The 17,427-nt window shown below is 42.4% G+C and carries 12 protein-coding genes; 4 read left to right on the forward strand and 8 right to left on the reverse strand.

The features are described 5' to 3' along the window. Positions 1–4: 4 nt before the first annotated feature. The 4 genes from VXP95_RS08600 to VXP95_RS08615 all read left to right on the forward strand — a co-directional run bounded on the left by VXP95_RS08600 (position 5) and on the right by VXP95_RS08615 (position 6,778). Positions 5–652 carry a hypothetical protein gene (locus tag VXP95_RS08600; protein ID WP_416711869.1) on the forward strand — a complete coding sequence of 216 codons (648 nt, stop codon included), beginning with the start codon at positions 5–7 and terminating at the stop codon, positions 650–652. A gap of 51 nt (positions 653–703) precedes the next feature. Further along, positions 704–1,831 (forward strand): efflux RND transporter periplasmic adaptor subunit, encoded by a 1,128-nt coding sequence (locus VXP95_RS08605; protein WP_416681352.1) that lies wholly within the window; start codon positions 704–706, stop codon positions 1,829–1,831. Between the two features lie 24 nt (positions 1,832–1,855). Then, positions 1,856–4,963, forward strand: a complete 3,108-nt coding sequence (locus VXP95_RS08610) for an efflux RND transporter permease subunit (protein WP_416711847.1) — start codon at positions 1,856–1,858, stop codon at positions 4,961–4,963. 96 nt (positions 4,964–5,059) lie between these two features. Beyond that, positions 5,060–6,778, forward strand: a complete 1,719-nt coding sequence (locus VXP95_RS08615) for a proline--tRNA ligase (RefSeq protein WP_416711848.1) — start codon at positions 5,060–5,062, stop codon at positions 6,776–6,778. Between the two features lie 58 nt (positions 6,779–6,836). Here the strand turns inward: VXP95_RS08615 and VXP95_RS08620 are convergent, their stop codons facing one another. The 8 genes from VXP95_RS08620 to VXP95_RS08655 form a co-directional block, all read right to left on the reverse strand. Then, entirely contained in the window at positions 6,837–8,132 is a 1,296-nt protein-coding gene (locus tag VXP95_RS08620; protein ID WP_416706030.1) for a hypothetical protein, read from the reverse strand. A gap of 21 nt (positions 8,133–8,153) precedes the next feature. Further along, positions 8,154–10,439, reverse strand: coding sequence for a hypothetical protein (locus tag VXP95_RS08625; protein WP_416711849.1), 2,286 nt, complete (start codon positions 10,437–10,439; stop codon positions 8,154–8,156). A 33-nt stretch (positions 10,440–10,472) separates the two neighbouring features. Then, on the reverse strand, positions 10,473–11,195 hold the full coding sequence (locus VXP95_RS08630; protein ID WP_144724008.1) for a hypothetical protein: 723 nt from the start codon (positions 11,193–11,195) through the stop codon (positions 10,473–10,475). An 11-nt stretch (positions 11,196–11,206) separates the two neighbouring features. Continuing rightward, positions 11,207–13,309, reverse strand: a complete 2,103-nt coding sequence (locus tag VXP95_RS08635) for a hypothetical protein (RefSeq protein ID WP_416711850.1) — start codon at positions 13,307–13,309, stop codon at positions 11,207–11,209. Positions 13,310–13,516: 207 nt separating this feature from the next. After that, on the reverse strand, positions 13,517–14,086 hold the full coding sequence (gene dcd, locus VXP95_RS08640) for a dCTP deaminase (protein ID WP_004280726.1): 570 nt from the start codon (positions 14,084–14,086) through the stop codon (positions 13,517–13,519). Between the two features lie 124 nt (positions 14,087–14,210). Further along, positions 14,211–14,804, reverse strand: coding sequence for a LysE family translocator (locus VXP95_RS08645; protein ID WP_416711851.1), 594 nt, complete (start codon positions 14,802–14,804; stop codon positions 14,211–14,213). A gap of 260 nt (positions 14,805–15,064) precedes the next feature. Further along, positions 15,065–16,330 (reverse strand): iron-sulfur cluster carrier protein ApbC, encoded by a 1,266-nt coding sequence (gene apbC / locus VXP95_RS08650; protein ID WP_416711852.1) that lies wholly within the window; start codon positions 16,328–16,330, stop codon positions 15,065–15,067. A 294-nt stretch (positions 16,331–16,624) separates the two neighbouring features. Further along, complete coding sequence (locus VXP95_RS08655; RefSeq protein WP_416681338.1) at positions 16,625–17,413, reverse strand: hypothetical protein; 789 nt, start codon at positions 17,411–17,413, stop codon at positions 16,625–16,627. Positions 17,414–17,427 lie beyond the last annotated feature (14 nt).

The following is a 17,427-nucleotide window of genomic DNA, read 5'->3' on the forward strand; positions in this document are numbered from 1 at the left end:
AATGATGATTCAGTTTTCAACAAAACTTGCTGTCATTGATAAAAATAAAATGACTGGTCAATTCATTGTTGCTGTATTGTTGCTCTTGCAGCTCAGCTTAACTTGTGCGAGCAGTAACCAGCTCCCACAAAAAGCCACTTGGTATCGTTATTACGACAGTAAAGGTGTGGCCAATATCAGCACCAATGTAACGCCCAATCATATCCGTTATGGTTATGAGGCACTTGACCAGAATATGCAGGTCATAAAACGTGCCCGTCCTTATAACGCTGAAGCCGATATCAGACAAGCCCCGCAACGTGCTCAACAGGCGCAGCGGATTGCGGAAGACCATAAACTTAAGCGAGCCTATAACAATAGTCAGACTGCCTTGCAAAAAAAGAATGACAGCCTGACCCAGTTAAAAAAGCAGATTGATTTTCAGCAAGAGCAAATTAAGCAATTGCAAAAAGATCGGATCATGTTCGTTCGCCAGGAACGGGAATATTTACGTAAAGGTCAAAATCCACCGGCGCACCTCAAAACCATGCTGGAAAATAATCAGAAAAATCTCATTTCCCAAAAAGAGAATATTCAATCTTTACAAAGTCGCTATCGAAATCTGGAAGCAGAATACGACAAAATTATCGCCCGTTTAAAAGCACTTGAATAAATGCAAATAGTTGGCCAAGGCTTTGATTCATAGCCAACTAAAAGGACTCATATGCAACCTGCACCGCACTCTCATGATTTAAATATGCTTTCGCCGCGCTCTGTGCTAATCGTGAGTGCACTTTGCTTAAATATGTTTTCAGTGGCTTGCGACAAAAATGAACCTGCAGTGCAAGCCGAAACCCCAAAATCTATTGAAGTCATTTCACAGGATTTAGTTGCGGTTCAATCTGGCAATTCAGTTCAAAAAACCGCATTTACCGGCACCATCCGTGCAGTCAATCAAAGCAGCATACAGGCACAGGTCTCTGCCACTGCTACCAGCGTAAACGCGCAGGTAGGTCAATCAGTTAACAAGGGACAGGTACTGGTACGCCTGAATAACCAGGACAATGCAGCCCGTCTGGCACAAGCACGTGCCAACCTGGCCTCCACTCAAGCGCAAGCCAATCAGGCCCGCAATATGATGCAGCGTAAAAAGCGCCTGCTCGATCAGGGTTTTATTTCAAAAGTAGAATATGAACAAAGTCAGGTGGACTATCAGGCACAGCTGGAAAATGTCCGTGCCCAGCAAGCCAATGTTGATATTGCCCAGAAAGCAGATCGTGATGGCATCATGACCAGCCCGATCAGTGGTGTAATTACCCAGCGCCAGGTTGAGCCTGGCCAGACCGTTGCAATTGGACAAACCCTGTTTGAAATCGTCGATCCGAAACGGCTGGAAATTCAGGCACGCGTACCCAGTGATCTGCAATCAGGTTTAAGGCTGGGCAGTAAAATCGAATACACTATTCAAGGTAATCCAAACCGGCTCACTGCCGTAATTAGCCGGATTTCCCCTATTGCAGATCAGGCCAGTCGCCAGATCGAATTCTTTGCCACGCCAAATGAAACCATTCCCTCGCTAAGTATCGGCTCCTTCGTTGAAGGCAACATTCTGAGTTCACAACAGATTTCCGGACAGCTGATTCCATTGGATACCATTCAGGATATCCAGAACAAACCCTATGTCTGGGTGATTCGCCAGAATAAAATTATCAAGGTCAATGTTCAGGTACTAGAACAGCGTTATAGCGATAACATTGCCGTGGTTCAAGGACTGGAAAATGGTGATCAGGTCAGCCGGGTTAAGTTTAGCGAAGCCGATCTGCAAAAAACTGTCACCCTTCGCGCCAACTAAAGCCATTCATACAGGATCATTGATATGTGGTTTACCCGAATTAGTGTGAAGTATCCGGTTTTCACCATCATGATGATGTTCTGCCTAATGGTGCTGGGGCTGGCTTCATGGCAGCGGATGGGCGTTGAAGAATTCCCTGATGTCGATTTCCCTTTTGTGGTGATCTATACCAATTATCCAGGCGCTTCTCCGGAAACGGTTGAATCGGAAATCACCAAGAAACTCGAAGATCAGATCAATACCATTTCCGGTTTGAAACAGGTGATTTCCCAGTCTAGTGAAGGCCTGTCCATCATCACCACCGAATTTAATCTAGATGTGACCTCTACCACAGCAGCTCAGGACGTGCGGGATAAAATCGCCTCTGTGACTGCTGAATTCCGGGATGAAATTCAGGAACCGATTGTCGAACGTTATGATCCGACAGCAAATGCAGTGATGTCGATTGTATTTGAATCTGACAATATGGACGTAAAAACACTGAGTTCATATCTGGACCAGCGGATTGTGCCACAACTGCGTACAATCCCAGGGGTCGGTACGGTCAATCTGTTAGGTGATGCACAACGCCAGATCCGGATCCAGGTAGAGCCGCAAAAACTGCAAGCTTTTGGTATCGGTGTAGATAGTGTCATTAATACCTTAAAGGCAGAAAATATTGAAGTCCCGGGAGGCACTCTCAAGTCTGGGAATTCGGAACTGGTCATTGAAATCAATTCCAAAGTGCTGCATCCCCTCGCCTTCGGTGATCTGGTCATTGCCAATAAAAACGGCGTACCGATTTTTCTCAGACAAGTGGCCAATATTCAAGACAGTCAGGCAGAGCTGGAATCCGCTGCCTTTTTGAATGGTAAAGCTGCAGTTGCAATTGATATTTTGCGCAGTTCAGATGCAAACGTTATTGAAGTAGTAGACAAGACCTACGCAGCTTTAGAAAATATTGAAGCACAGCTTCCGCAAGGCACCACCTTACAGGTGGTGGTGGACGCCTCCAAAAGTATCCGTGGTACCATTGGCGATGTAGCCCGCACTATTGTGGAGGGTGCAGTGCTGGCTGTGCTGATTGTCCTGCTGTTCCTGGGTTCTTTCCGTTCAACCGTAATTACCGGTTTGACTCTGCCCATTGCACTCTTGGGCACGCTGACCTTTATCTGGGCCTTTGGCTTTAGCATCAATATGATGACTTTGCTGGCACTGTCCTTGAGTATTGGTCTGTTGATCGACGATGCGATTGTGGTGCGTGAAAATATTGTCCGGCATGCCGATATGGGCAAAGATCATGTGACTGCTGCACTCGATGGCACCAAAGAAATTGGACTCGCTGTACTGGCCACCACGCTGACCATTGTTGCCGTATTCCTGCCTGTGGCCTTCATGGGCGGTATTATTGGCCGCTTTTTCTACCAGTTCGGGGTCACGGTAAGTATAGCCGTGCTGATCTCAATGTTTGTCAGCTTTACCTTGGACCCGATGCTCTCTGCACACTGGGCAGAAAAGAAAAATGATCCGAACAGAAAACCAGGCCGGATACAACGTTTTTTTAACTGGATTTCCGGCAAACTGGATAATTTAAGCCATGTCTATGAAAAACTGCTAAAACTGGCACTGCGGTTTAGATTTATCACCCTGCTGATTGCCGTTGCTTCATTATTTGGTGCCTTGGGGTTATCCAAGCTGATTGGTACCGAATTTGTACCGGTCCCGGATAAAGGCGAAATCAGGATCAAGTTTGAAACACCGGTCGATTCATCACTTGAATATTCACAAGCCAAACTGCAGCAGGTGGATCAGATTATTCGTCAACATCCGGAGGTCAAAGCCACCTATGGGGTGATTAATGGTGCAACCGACCGCGGTAAAAACCATGTCAGTTTACGGGTGACCGTGACACCGCGTACCGAGCGTGAAAAAACCCTGAATGAGCTGAATAATGAATTCCGCCAGCGTCTGCAATCGGTTGCCGGAATCAGCATTACCTCGGTGGCATCCGCTGATGAAACCGTATCAGGTGGTCAGAAACCGATCATGATTTCAATCAAAGGACCTGATCTGGATGAACTGCAAAAAATTTCCGATCGTTTTATGACGGAAATGGCTAAAATTGATGGCATTGTTGATCTGGAAACTTCATTGAAAGAGCCCAAGCCGACGCTTGGTGTCCAGATCAATCGTGTCCTGGCCAGTGATCTAGGCTTATCGGTGAATCAGATTGCCAATGTGGTCCGTCCACTGATTGCCGGTGATGATGTCACCACCTGGCAGGATGAAAAAGGTGAAACCTATGATGTAAATCTGCGCCTGACCGAAAACCAGCGTAGCTTGCCAAGCGATTTACAGAATATGTATATCACTTCGAATAAAACCACTGCCAGCAATCAACCAATTCTGGTTCCTCTTTCAAGCGTGGCCAAATTTGAAGAAAAGCTCGGCGCTTCGCAGATTAACCGACGTGATCTGGCTCGTGAAGTACTCGTAGAAGCGAATACGTCTGGACGCCCTGCAGGCGACATCGGGGCTGATATCAGCCGCTTGCAAGAAAATTTCGATATGCCACCGGGCTATAGTTTTGACACCCAGGGTTCCAATGCCGATATGGCAGAATCTGCAGGTTATGCCTTGACCGCGATTACCCTATCAATTGTATTTATCTATATTGTACTCGGTTCGCAGTTCAACAGCTTTATTCACCCTGCGGCAATTATGGCTTCATTGCCATTGTCGCTTATTGGGGTATTTCTGGCCTTGTTCCTGTTTAATTCGACCATGAACCTGTTTTCGATTATCGGGATCATCATGCTGATGGGACTAGTGACCAAGAATGCGATTCTGCTAATCGACTTTATCAAGAAAGCCATGGACCGCGGTGAAGACCGTTATGATGCGATTATTGAAGCAGGTAAAACCCGTCTGCGTCCCATTCTGATGACCACCAGTGCCATGGTGATGGGGATGGTTCCGCTGGCCTTGGGACTAGGCGAAGGGGGGGAACAAAGTGCACCCATGGCACACGCCGTGATTGGTGGCGTGATTACCTCTACCCTGCTGACTTTGGTGGTGGTCCCGGTGATCTTTACCTATCTGGATGACTTTAAGAATTTTATGCTGCGTCAGGCATGTAAAATCATGGCATAATTTAATGCAACACAATGAGGTGACATTCCCAAATGCTCACCTCATTTTTTATTGTATAATCCCTGCTTTAACGCTTAATTTTTTAGGACAGTTTCCATGCGCGCGAGTCGCTTTTTATTTGCAACTTTGAGAGAAACCCCGAACGACGCTGAAGTTATTTCGCATCAGCTCATGCTTCGTGCCGGTATGATTCGTAAGTTGGCTTCAGGTTTATACACCTGGTTGCCGATGGGCGTTCGCGTATTAAATAAAGTTGCAGCGATCGTTCGCGAAGAAATGAACAATGCCGGTTCTCTTGAAGTACTGATGCCTGTAACTCAACCGGCATCACTTTGGGAAGAGTCTGGGCGTTATGTACAGTATGGCCCTGAACTGCTACGTTTCAAAGACCGTCATAACAATGATTTCGTGCTTGGCCCAACACATGAAGAGGTCATTACTGATCTTGCACGTAACGAGTTGAAAAGTTACAAGCAATTGCCTGCCAATTTCTACCAGGTACAAACCAAGTTCCGTGATGAAATCCGTCCGCGTTTTGGTGTGATGCGTTCACGTGAATTTATCATGAAAGACGCTTATTCTTTCCATGCCGATCAGGAATCTTTGCAAGAAACTTACGACAAAATGTACGAAGCCTACTGCAAAATCTTTACCCGCTTAGGTTTAGATTTCCGCCCAGTACAAGCGGACACTGGCTCGATTGGCGGTTCAGGTTCACATGAATTCCATGTCCTGGCTTCAAGCGGTGAAGATGATATCGCGTTTTCGACTGAATCTGACTATGCCGCCAACATTGAAATGGCTGAGGCGGTGCTTGTCGGTGAACGTGCAGCACCCACACAAGAACTCAAACTGGTAGATACGCCAAATCAGAAAACCATTGCTGATGTATCTGCCTTCTTAGGTACAGATCCTGCTCATTCAGTAAAAGCGTTGCTTGTACAAGGTGTTGCGGCTGAAGAAAGTCAAGATGTACCTGTGGTTGCGCTGTTCCTTCGTGGTGATCATGAACTGAATGAAATTAAAGCTGAAAAACATCCTTTAATTGCAGCGCCACTGACTTTTGCAACCGAAGAACAAATTCAGGCTTTAGGTTTAACTGCTGGTTTCGTTGGTCCTCAAGGTCTGGTAGAAAAAGGTTTAACTGTCATTGCGGATCGTGCAGCATCTGTATTGTCTGATTTTGTTGCTGGTGCAAACAAAGCAGATCAACACGCAACTGGCGTAAACTGGGAACGTGATGCACAGTTCACTGAAGTTTATGATCTGCGTAACGTGGTTGAAGGCGACCCTTCTCCAGATGGCAAAGGTACACTTCAGATCAAACGTGGTATTGAAGTGGGTCACATCTTCCAGTTAGGTCAGAAATATTCTGAGGCTTTGGGCTGTAAAGTTCTTGGTAAAGATGGCAAACCATTTACTGTAACCATGGGCTGTTACGGGATTGGTGTGACACGTGTGGTAGCTTCTGCAATCGAGCAAAACTTCGATGAGAAAGGTATTATCTGGCCTGAAGCGATTGCGCCTTTTGAAGTTGCGATTGTGCCAATGAATGCGCATAAGTCACCACGTACCATGGAAGCAGCTGAAGCACTGTATGCAGAATTGACCGCAGCGGGTTATGACGTCATTCTTGATGACCGGGATGAGCGCCCAGGCGTGAAGTTCTCCGATCTTGAAATTACCGGTATTCCACACCGTATTGTAATTGGTGAAAAAGGTCTGGATGCGGGTACGTTTGAGTATAAAGGCCGTCGTGATGCTGAATCTGTAAATATTTCTAAAGAAGAGTTATTAGCGAAAATCGCAAAGTAATTCCTTCTTACCATAAAAAATCCCGCTTCATGCGGGATTTTTTATGGTTATCTCAGCCTCAACAGAATTTATGACCACCAAAGCAGTTCGGCTTAAAATCTTGACCTTGTAATTTTAAATTGTTTAGAGGGAAATCAATTAAAGTCGGGTTTTTAATTTCACTTACATCCAGTGAACCGCCAACAATACAACCACTGATAATGCCTCCACAAATTCGGACATTATTAGTCAAGTCATGGTTAATTCCTGCAATCGTTTGTTGTAAAACCTCATTTGTAATTTGTACTTTATCTGATGGAGAGATACTGCCTAAATCCACCTCATCCTCCATTGCCAGCCACCATCCTTGATTCGCAGCGACTGCTGCACCTGGCCAAAGAATTTTTTGTGATTGTAATGATAAGGATGCCGGGTTATTTAAATATAAAGCATGGATTAAGCCAAGATTTTGATTTACTGTAATATCAGTCTTGAGACCTGTTAAATAGCCCGTAATTTGCTTATCGAGGGTCAGAGCACCATTTAACAACTGCGCTTTTAATGGACCACTGAAATCTATACGCTCCACTGTGCCTGTTCCTTTCAAGACAATTTCCTTCATACGTGTTCCTGAAACAATAGTAGAAGGAATAGCAAATGGGGCTGTTGATTCCTGCAAAGTGAAGGAATAATCATTTGATTTATAATGCAAATCAAGAGGCAAGGTTAAATCCCCTAATTTACCCCTCACAGTACCTTCAATATATTGGCCCGTAGATGCATAGTCCATAACCCGAGAAGCTGTGTTTGCTACACCTGATGCTGCTTTAGTCTTCATATAACCACTAAAACTGTTAATCCCATTAGGTGTATTGCTATTTTCAGCACCCAAAGTCAAAAGACCCTGAATTTTTTCGGCGCTTAGACGAAAGCCTAGGACTTCACGAGTAGATGCCTGATTTGGATTTTTAATCGCAAATTGAAGAAATGGATTGGTGATCAATGCTGAACTACTTGCGCGATCATCGGCAGTATAGTTCGAATTCGCGGGCAGACCACTTAATGCGATATTATCAATATCAATATCACAGCCTGCCGCCCCATTCACGCCACCGCAACCCAGTTGTAGCTTTTTAATATTGGTATTGATCTCCATCTCGGCTTCTAAACCTAATTTATAGAAAGAAATATTGGACTGATCATAGTTATTACCAAGATTATCTATTTGTTTAAAACCTTTTTGTACTTCCATCGAAAGAAGTGCCTGACCCTCTACCGTAGATAATTCTTCATCATTTAAGCTGGTCATTGCAAAACTTTGTTGTGTAATCGCACACATTGCTACAACCAGACTATTTAAAAGTATTTTTTTCATTTTAATGTCCTTATATTCTTATTAGCGTGGCGTAATACCCATCGTGCTACGAATCGTCCCGCCAGTCAGCGCAATATTTGCTATGTTTTGCATATTGCCATTGGTGGCCATTGCAAAATTGCTTTTAAATGGTGTCGCAATATTATTTGTATAATTCAGTTTGACCTGATTATCTAAAGTTACTGTATCGGCACTGACACGGATTTTTCCTTTAACACCCAAATGACCTTCCATCCGGTTAAAGTTAATTGAAGAAGTTTTTAATGCTCCAGTTGAATCCATATCTTCATTGACGATACTAAAATAGCTCCCCAGATTATTTTTTTCTGCATTTTCTTCTGCAGTAAGGGGTCTGAATTTAAAGTTTGCATCAAAAGATAAAAAATTAGTATCTGGTGAATCGCTGGTCGGATCCACTCCTGGAATGATGAGGAGCTCACCATTTCCATCGAGTTTAAAAGCAATATTGGTCAAAACATCATCACGTTTAGAAAAATTATCGTAAGGCACATAGCCCCCGCACTTAGCGACCGATGCATTGGTACAATTGTATTTAGAGCCTGGTAATTGACCAATCGCAAGCTCAGCTTTAGCCCCTATCAGCAGTTTATCGGCACGAATATAAATACCTTCATCTTCATAGCCAATAATACCTTCCGACTTGATCAGGGCATCGATATTCCTAAAACCCGCATAATAGTTAACTGCCTCACCATGATCGCCATTCTTGCCATCAATCAATATAATTGAGGTTGTGCTTGGCAAACCGGTTTTTTTATCAATTCCGTAACCTTCTGTAGATACCATCATGTTATAAGCAATTGCCTGCTTATTGTCTGCTCCATAAGTCGTTCCCGACAAGGCAACATTGGCATTCAAATTATAGATAGGAATACCGATTCCCCAAGAACCTCCGTCCCCACCAATTTCCGCCAAAGAGTTATCTGATATAAAGCGTGCTTTCGCAGCAATGGATTGAAAATCCATTCCACGCACGGCGATAAAGGCAAAATCTTCTCCATTCGCGGTAGTACTGAGTATTTGTTTAAGCACATTACTACTACTGCCTAGCGTCTTTTGCATATTCTCATTGATTATAAAATCGAGACTTTTTGCAGTAATGGTATTTATATATATATTGCCAAAGTCGATATAAGCATTTTTACCATGTAAGGTTCCGTCAGCATTACGTGTAGTCAATGGTCTAATATTAGAAAATTGCACAGCATGACTTCCCTTACCGGTATGCCCAATCTCAAATGTTGTTGGGGCCATAGTGGCTGGACGTCCGGCACTATTAGCACCAGTAAAATCCGCAGATAATCCCAGGTTCAACCCGCCTTCCCCAACCAGGCTACTGTATCCTGTGGCAGTTTTGTCCTGACGCTCCAGTACCCCATTTACTTTATTACTCACATCAAAAGTACCGATCTGGGTTTGATCAGCATTCATGGATAACCTTGCATTGGTCACAGCACCCGAAGCACCTAAACGCATAATATTTTTACGTTCGTTATTTGGCGTATTATAACGCAAGTCTATATTGACCCCAGGATTGGTCGGATTAACCCGACCAGCTACGAGATCAGTTGTATCTTCAGCACGTTTAAGATCCACATAATGATCTTGATTACCATTTCTCGTAGTGAGCACCACACCTTCAGCCGGGTCAATATACAAATATCCCTGACCCGCGAAATTAAAATTAAAGTCATTTAGAATTAAGCTATTTTCACCCAATTTATGACTAATCGTGGCATTTTTAAGTTGAAAATCGATACTGGCAATTGAGTCTTTATTAAATAAACCGGCACTGGTTTGTAATAGAACACTCAGCGGTGTAGAAGTACTCATTCCCAATACACCTAAGCTTTGATTAGATTGTTCCCCAGCAGTCCGAATACTATTCGCAGATTGGCTACATGGATTAGTGGTACAGGCAACCTTTACCAACTTTAAATCTGCAGTGGCTTGAAATGGGGAAATACTTGCCGCAAGCCGGAGACCAGCTCCCTGTTGTGTGGCACCTACATCTATTTCAAGTTGACTAATAATTGGTTTATTATTTTTTCCAGTAATTTCAAAATTATGTAAACCTAAACCCATTTTAGTACTGGGGTTTAAGTTTGGATCGTACCAATTCACTTGGGCAATAGTGGCTTTAGAAATTTCATGGGTAATGACCATACCGTCTTGTCCAGTCACCTCACTCAACTCCTGCTCTTCGATAATTTCAAGTGCATAACTTTGTTGTATAAGACACATGCATACCGTCAGCAACTTCAACTTTATTGTTGTTTTTTTCATTTCTATATCCTTATGCTGTACTTAGCGTTGTTACTAACAACGACTTTGTGCTCCACCTGTACAGTTATAACCAAATATTTTCAAATTGCCTGACATATGCAGATTTCCATGCACGTTCAACCCCATAAATCCTTTTTCAGCACCTTTATCAAATGAAGGAACATCTTGGGGCGCGGTTGTATAAGTTCCATCAGCATTATAAATACGGCCAGTATAGGTACTATAAACACCTGTATTGGCATAACCTTCTAAGGCGCCAGCACCTGTGCCCGTTTCAATCGAAACCGTATTAAAACCCAAGTTCCTGATTTTTAAAGGCTTGTCATCGTAAAAGGTAATTTGCATCGCCGTCTGTGGTTCATTACGGTGATTAATAATGGTTGTACCATCAATTGAAAACTTATCAATCTGAATTGTGCCTTGAATGCCTTTAAAGACTAACCACTTCTTATTTCCATTGGCATCAACATGGTTATTCGGCGCTATTGCCAGACGGCAAAATTGTTTTGTTGCTCCACAAGCGGTGGGATCTAGAACATAAAATACTTCGAGCGGATTACCACTTCCGTTAAGCCGGGAAATTTGAGCCTTACTTAAATCTGTTGCATAGATATGGTTCAAGGATAAAGTCCAGCTAAGGTCAGCTCCACCCTGCCCCACTGTATCGGTTAACTCTTGCTGATCAAGGGTTTCCAATCCGGCAAAACTGATCATAGAAGTACACAATAATGTACAGAATATGGTTAATTTGGACATTTTATACTCCTTTATAGACCAGTTGTTTTAATTTTCAGATGCTGAATCAGGACACCATCAATGACAGCAGATCCAAAATTCTTACTTACACCATCAGTATTTTTAAATACGATTCCTGTTGAATTCACACCATCCTTGGCTCGCAGCATATTGGTCCCCGGGACACGCTCTGTAGTCCCTATCGAGATGCTACTGTGAGTCGCATTGCGCCCCTGATAAAGTGCGCTAGTATCTGCAGCATTATTTTTAATTGGTGTACCACAACTATAGACATTACAGGTTGAACCCTTTAGATCGGTGGTTCCCAGTCCGCCTCCATAATTCTGATAGATTTGATTATAGATAGCAGGAATTTTAGGAATACGTGTCACTTCTAAAATAATATTATTACCTTCTGAACCGACTACAAAAGGCTGGTACATATTACCGAGCACCAAGTTAATATTAGGACTATAGAGATATAAACCTTCAGAATCATGAAATATCGGAGCAACACTGCCGTTCAAAGCCGGAGTCGGTCCATCACCATCAAGTGCATTGGTTTTTGCTGCAGTACTGAGACGAATACCTTTACTGTTAAGATTAGCATCGCTACTGCTGAGCGTTTCTGGCCGGTCATTAGTATTTAGCCGGATTATACTTGTCATACCTAAGGTTTGGCTGTAATCCTTATTATCAGATTCCAGGGTTTGAAATAAACGAACTTGCGAGCCATTGAAACTCAAACCATTGGCAACAAATTGGGTTCTTAATCGGTAATCCGTATCAAGCCCTGATGTTGGCCCACCTGTTATAGGATCTACCAGATTAGAGGAGTCAAGCGCGCGAGCAAAAATATCACTCCAGAAGCCCAGCTTGATATTATTATCACTTTCGACGCCTGCGATGGGGCTTAATGGGGCTTCCAAAGCAATATAACCTACATCTTTAGCAGCATCCTTAAACTGTTTGACATTCTCAGTTCCTGCCCGGAATAACCAGGGATTATCTGCCGATCCCCAACTAAAACCCTGATTACTATATCGCGTGCTTAGAGAACCATCACTTTTTGATAATGCCAGACCATAAATAAATACGTCTGCTTTGGTTCTTAGGGAACTGACGGGAGTATTTTTCGCCTCTAGCAAAGCAGCTGTTCTCGCATCTCTAAGGATGCTTGTATAAAGTTCTTCTGTTAGTCTTTTAGCCTCTGCTTCTGCAAGTTGTCCTGCTTCAAATTTAGCGCGGATTGTTGCTGCTGCATATGATGCATCGCTAAGTCGCTGTACTAAAGTAGTAATTTCTGCTCCAATAGTATTATTACGCGTGAAACCATTCAAACTTTTATAAAAAGTAGAATTGGTTAAATTTGTATTTGCCTCACCCGCACGACTACCATACAGTAACTGAATCATTTCATAGGTATTTGTAGTGGCATATTCCAAGGCTTTTGCAGCATATTTCAAAACCCCTGTGGAATCCTCACTAACAGGACGTGTTTTATAAATGGTTGTACCATCATTTATAACTTTTGCATCATCATCACCACCCAGAAATCCCCCATTAGTACCCGCTCGATAATAATTATGTCGCTCATTAAAATAGCGTTGAATAATTGTATCTGAATTAAAATAACGGTCAGGAATTTCAGATTGTAATTTGGTTCTTTCGGCAGTTAATTTATCAGGAATCGGCTGAGTATAAGTGCTGTATAAACTTGTATAATTCTTGTCATAAGTGGAATTATAGGTAGAAGTATATAAGGTGTTATACCCTCTAACGATTTTGCCTTGGAGAACATTGCTGTCATAAGAGGTTTTATAAATTTTATCGTAAGCACGCTGACCAAGTTGGTTATAGTTTTCGCCGGTTGGAATAATCCGAATAAAACCGGTATCAGCCTGCCCCGGATTTTGAATTCCTCTCGCATAACTGGAACCATCAGAAAGATCTTTGGGTCCCTGAAACACCATTTTAAAATCATCAAGGACGAGTGCAACACCCTCACCTGTGGTGTCGGAAAGAGAAGAGTCTGATAATTCCTGCATCGCATGTGCAGAAGGCAACAGGCTGAAACCGATGGTCATCGCCAAATAACTTTTGCGAAATTTTAATATAGCTTTGATCTGAGTCATCTCGCTCTTTCCTTTTTATCTGATGCTCCGCACCTTTATACTTCAGCTTCCCAGCCGCGTCTTTTTTATGGTTATGCGGAATCCATTATGCTGATTTTTAATACAGATGCCAAAGCCAATTAGGCGAAAAATAGCAGTTTCCGATGAATGAAAATCTCAAAAAAATAAACGGGACATAAAGTCCCGTCATTCAATAGCTTAAAGCAATTAGGTCTTTGGTAAAGTAACACCTGTCTGACCTTGATATTTACCGCCACGATCTTTATATGAGGTTTCACAGACTTCATCAGATTCAAAAAACAGCATCTGTGCCACACCCTCACCTGCATAAATACGCGCAGGAAGATTGGTAGTATTTGAAAACTCTAAAGTCACGTGTCCTTCCCACTCTGGCTCAAGCGGCGTCACGTTGACAATGATGCCACAACGCGCATAAGTCGATTTGCCCAAGCACACGGTCAAGACATTACGTGGAATGCGGAAATATTCGATGGTACGCGCCAAAGCAAACGAGTTCGGCGGAATGATACAAACATCCGACTCGATATCAATAAAGCTGCGTTCATCAAAGTTCTTCGGATCGACAATTGCAGAATGCACATTGGTGAATACTTTAAATTCACGTGCACAACGCACGTCATAGCCGTAGCTGGATACGCCATACGAAATCAGCTTTTGACCATTTTCATCCAAACGTACCTGGTTTTCTGCATACGGTTCAATCATGCCGTGTTTTTCGCTCATTTCGCGAATCCAACGATCAGACTTAATTGCCATTGATATAATCCAAAAATCTTAAGAACAAGTTATTGCGACGTACTTTAACTGAAATTGCCACTAATGAAAATAAGTGAAAGTCTGAGAGCTCATGTTGCCCAAAAATTGCTGATCGAGATTCAGCTTATAAACTTAAAAGTGCAGAATAACTTAAAGGAATAGAAAAGCTCATTAGCACCAGCGAAGCCGTTTTCTGCAGGTTTTTCTGATTGAGCCAGCGGCTATTTTTTCTGGCTAGGATTGAGCCTAAAAAAGTCCAGAAGAATGCAATCGGGATCAGTAAAAGCAAGAAAACGAGCATATGAGCCACATAATGTTGGCTGCTTTTCCAGACAATCACAGGAAAAATGGCTGAGGCAAACAAAAGTGCCTTGGGATTAAGTAAGGTTGCTAAAAACAATTCACGTGCGCGAATTGAGACCTTATCAAAATTTTCACTCAGCTCTGCAGTCCGCCATAATTTCACAGCAAGGAACAGAATATAGCCAGCACTAAAAAGTTTGAGAATGGTCGGTAACAGCGGAAGATGAACGGAAATTTTCCCGATCAGAATGCCCCATAAGCTAATGGCGATCAGATAACCAAAGGCTTCAGCAGGAATTAAACGAAATGTTTTTTTAAATCCGACCTGAATGCCTGAAGATGCCAATAAGGTATTGGTTGGGCCTGGTGTTAAAAGAATGGTTGCCACTAAACCAATAAAAAACCATGAAATCATAGTTTGACCTCGCTCTAATCCGCGTAGCATAGAATAGTTAAGTCAAAGCTGCAAAAAAATAATTGTAAGAGAAGATATAAACCCCAAAAAAATCTATTTTTATTTAATAAATTCAAATATCTATATAAAAATTTAGAACAAAAACCAAACAGTCATTTCAGTCAATTTCAATCATTTAAATCGAGCTATTTTAAAAATGAATAATAAAAAAGCCCTAACTTTTAGTTAAGGCTTAATGATTTTAATTTTCTGTCTTTTAATTAAAATATCCGGCTATGATCTTTTTCCGCTTTTGGTAACTGTGCTGCGATTTTCTCTGCAATTAACATATAGCTATCTGCTGCCTCGTCCCCTGCAATCACGGAAGGTTTCCCTGCATCGGCATTTTCACGAATTTTAGCGTCCAGAGGTAAGCGGCCCAGTAATGGAATTTGATATTGCTCAGACAGTTTATCGCCACCACCTGTACCAAAAATCTGTTCCTCAAAACCACAATTTGAGCAGATATGGGTCGACATGTTTTCAATCACGCCCATGACTGGAATCTGTACACGGTTAAACAGCTCAATGCCTTTGGTCGCATCCAGCAAGGCCACGTTTTGTGGTGTTGTCACAATCACTGCGCCTGTTACAGGAATACGCTGTGCTAAGGTCAACTGGATATCGCCCGTGCCAGGCGGCATGTCGATCATCAATACATCCAGATCTGGCCAAAGAGTCTGATTAAAGAGCTGCATTAATGCACCCGTAGCTTTTGGACCACGCCATGCCACTGGAGTATTGTGATCACCGGTTAAATGTCCAATCGATAATACCGCCATTCCATAGGCATCAAGAGGTACAAACTGCTCTGCTTCGATCATCGGTGTTTTACCGGCATTGCCGAGCATGGTCGGAATACTTGGACCATAAATATCAGCATCCAGTACACCTACCCGCAGGCCCATTTTTTTTAGAGCCAAAGCCAGATTGACAGTAGTAGTCGATTTACCCACCCCACCTTTGCCAGATGACACCAGAATCACATTCTGAATACGAGGATGTTTCGGGACATCACGCTGTTGTGGTGCAGCTTTTTGAATCGGTGGATTATTCGGATCAGCATCTTCTGCCTTTTCAGCTTGAGCCGAAGCATCCACCACAGGAGGAAGATCTGGTTTTTGTGGTGCTGCAGGTTGGCTTGAACAGCTTTCTCCCTCAGCATGGCTATGTCCGCAACCACCCGAATTTTTACTTTTAGGCCCAGTTTTTTGCTGAATCACATGCATATTCAGCTCTTGAATACCACATTTTTGCAAAGCTTCTGCCAGCTCATCATGAATCTGTTGCAGTTGTTCTTTTTCTTCTGGATAGGTATTCAGGGTAATTTGCAGAATCTCACCCTGTACATTGACCTGTGTAATGCGATCTTTCAAGGCATTACTGGAATTTGGCAAAATATAGTTTTGCAGTACGTTCTGCACAGCTTCTTCGTTCACCTCCTTGGAAGGCGAAAAAACCGATTTAAGCGAAGAAAGCCACGACATAGGTTACTCCAAAAATGTAGATCGACATCTGAATGGCCTAGTTTAACGGGGTTTTAGGCGAAGGTTAAGCACTGTATTGGAGAAGATGAAATAGATATGTTCAATTTCCAACTATTTCACTTGGTTTTATAAAATGTTTCATGAAATCTTGGCACATATAAATAATGAAAAATGAATGAGAAAGAAGTAAATGAAGACATATTATTTTTGATGTAAACATTATTTTTTATATTAGGTTTCTATATTTTAAGCCACTCTAACCTGCTGTGATTAAAGTGGCTCTATGATCATAAATTACTTATGATTTTTACTGTTTTCAGACTTGCCCTGTTGTTCCTTGGTGTTTTTATCCTGATCCTGTTTTGATTCATCTTTTTTGGATTCGGAATCATTTGCTGAATCTGTATCTTTCGCGTCTTTCTGCTGATCAGCATCACTGTCTTTAGCTTGAGTATCCTTCATCTTGTTCATGGTATCCGTCGCCATCTGTTTCAGCTCGGCGAATTTAACAGAAGCTTCACTTACTAATTCCGTGATTTTTTGTTTAGTATCTTCAAACTTATGCATGGCTTCGTCTTTCAAATTTGCCATACCGGCCTGCTGATCGTTCTGATCATCTTTAGAATTCTGTTTATCTGACTTATCCGATGATTTGTCTTGAGATTTATGATCGGCTTTGGCCTTTTTCGCGTGATCTGTCTCTTGCTCACCATTTTTCTGGCTGTCAGATTTGCCATGTTTTAGCTCATTCAGAAGCTTTTCACCTTTTTGCAAAAGCTCCTCACCAATTGCAATTGCTTTGGCTTTTAAGTCATCCATTTTGAAACTTTCAGTTTTTTGATCTGACTCATTCTCTTTAGAACTGTCTTTTTGCTCAGTATTTACATTTTTGCTGCTATGCTGAGTATCAGACTTCTCCTCGGCATTGGTCTGAGCATTTTGTCCATTCTTGTGTTCCTGATTATGCTGTTTATCGATCTCGTTCTGCTTTTGCTCTTTTGAAACCTGATCATTCATTTCACGTGCATGTTGTTCTTTATCTTGGTTCTGCTTTGAAGTACTTGTCTGGTTATTCTGAGTCATGAGTACCCTCCTAA

The organism is Acinetobacter sp. 226, from assembly GCF_048147925.1.
GTDB classification, from domain to species: domain Bacteria; phylum Pseudomonadota; class Gammaproteobacteria; order Pseudomonadales; family Moraxellaceae; genus Acinetobacter; species Acinetobacter pecorum.

What these genes read in the sequence shown, in the direction of transcription:
- VXP95_RS08630 (WP_144724008.1), bottom strand. Translation starts at nt 11,195, where the DNA reads ATGTCCAAATTAACCATATTCTGTACATTATTGTGTACTTCTATGATC.
- VXP95_RS08615 (WP_416711848.1), top strand. Translation starts at nt 5,060, where the DNA reads ATGCGCGCGAGTCGCTTTTTATTTGCAACTTTGAGAGAAACCCCGAAC.
- VXP95_RS08635 (WP_416711850.1), bottom strand. Translation starts at nt 13,309, where the DNA reads ATGACTCAGATCAAAGCTATATTAAAATTTCGCAAAAGTTATTTGGCG.
- apbC (WP_416711852.1), bottom strand. Translation starts at nt 16,330, where the DNA reads ATGTCGTGGCTTTCTTCGCTTAAATCGGTTTTTTCGCCTTCCAAGGAG.
- dcd (WP_004280726.1), bottom strand. Translation starts at nt 14,086, where the DNA reads ATGGCAATTAAGTCTGATCGTTGGATTCGCGAAATGAGCGAAAAACAC.
- VXP95_RS08605 (WP_416681352.1), top strand. Translation starts at nt 704, where the DNA reads ATGCAACCTGCACCGCACTCTCATGATTTAAATATGCTTTCGCCGCGC.
- VXP95_RS08645 (WP_416711851.1), bottom strand. Translation starts at nt 14,804, where the DNA reads ATGATTTCATGGTTTTTTATTGGTTTAGTGGCAACCATTCTTTTAACA.
- VXP95_RS08610 (WP_416711847.1), top strand. Translation starts at nt 1,856, where the DNA reads ATGTGGTTTACCCGAATTAGTGTGAAGTATCCGGTTTTCACCATCATG.
- VXP95_RS08600 (WP_416711869.1), top strand. Translation starts at nt 5, where the DNA reads ATGATTCAGTTTTCAACAAAACTTGCTGTCATTGATAAAAATAAAATG.
- VXP95_RS08620 (WP_416706030.1), bottom strand. Translation starts at nt 8,132, where the DNA reads ATGAAAAAAATACTTTTAAATAGTCTGGTTGTAGCAATGTGTGCGATT.
- VXP95_RS08625 (WP_416711849.1), bottom strand. Translation starts at nt 10,439, where the DNA reads ATGAAAAAAACAACAATAAAGTTGAAGTTGCTGACGGTATGCATGTGT.
- VXP95_RS08655 (WP_416681338.1), bottom strand. Translation starts at nt 17,413, where the DNA reads ATGACTCAGAATAACCAGACAAGTACTTCAAAGCAGAACCAAGATAAA.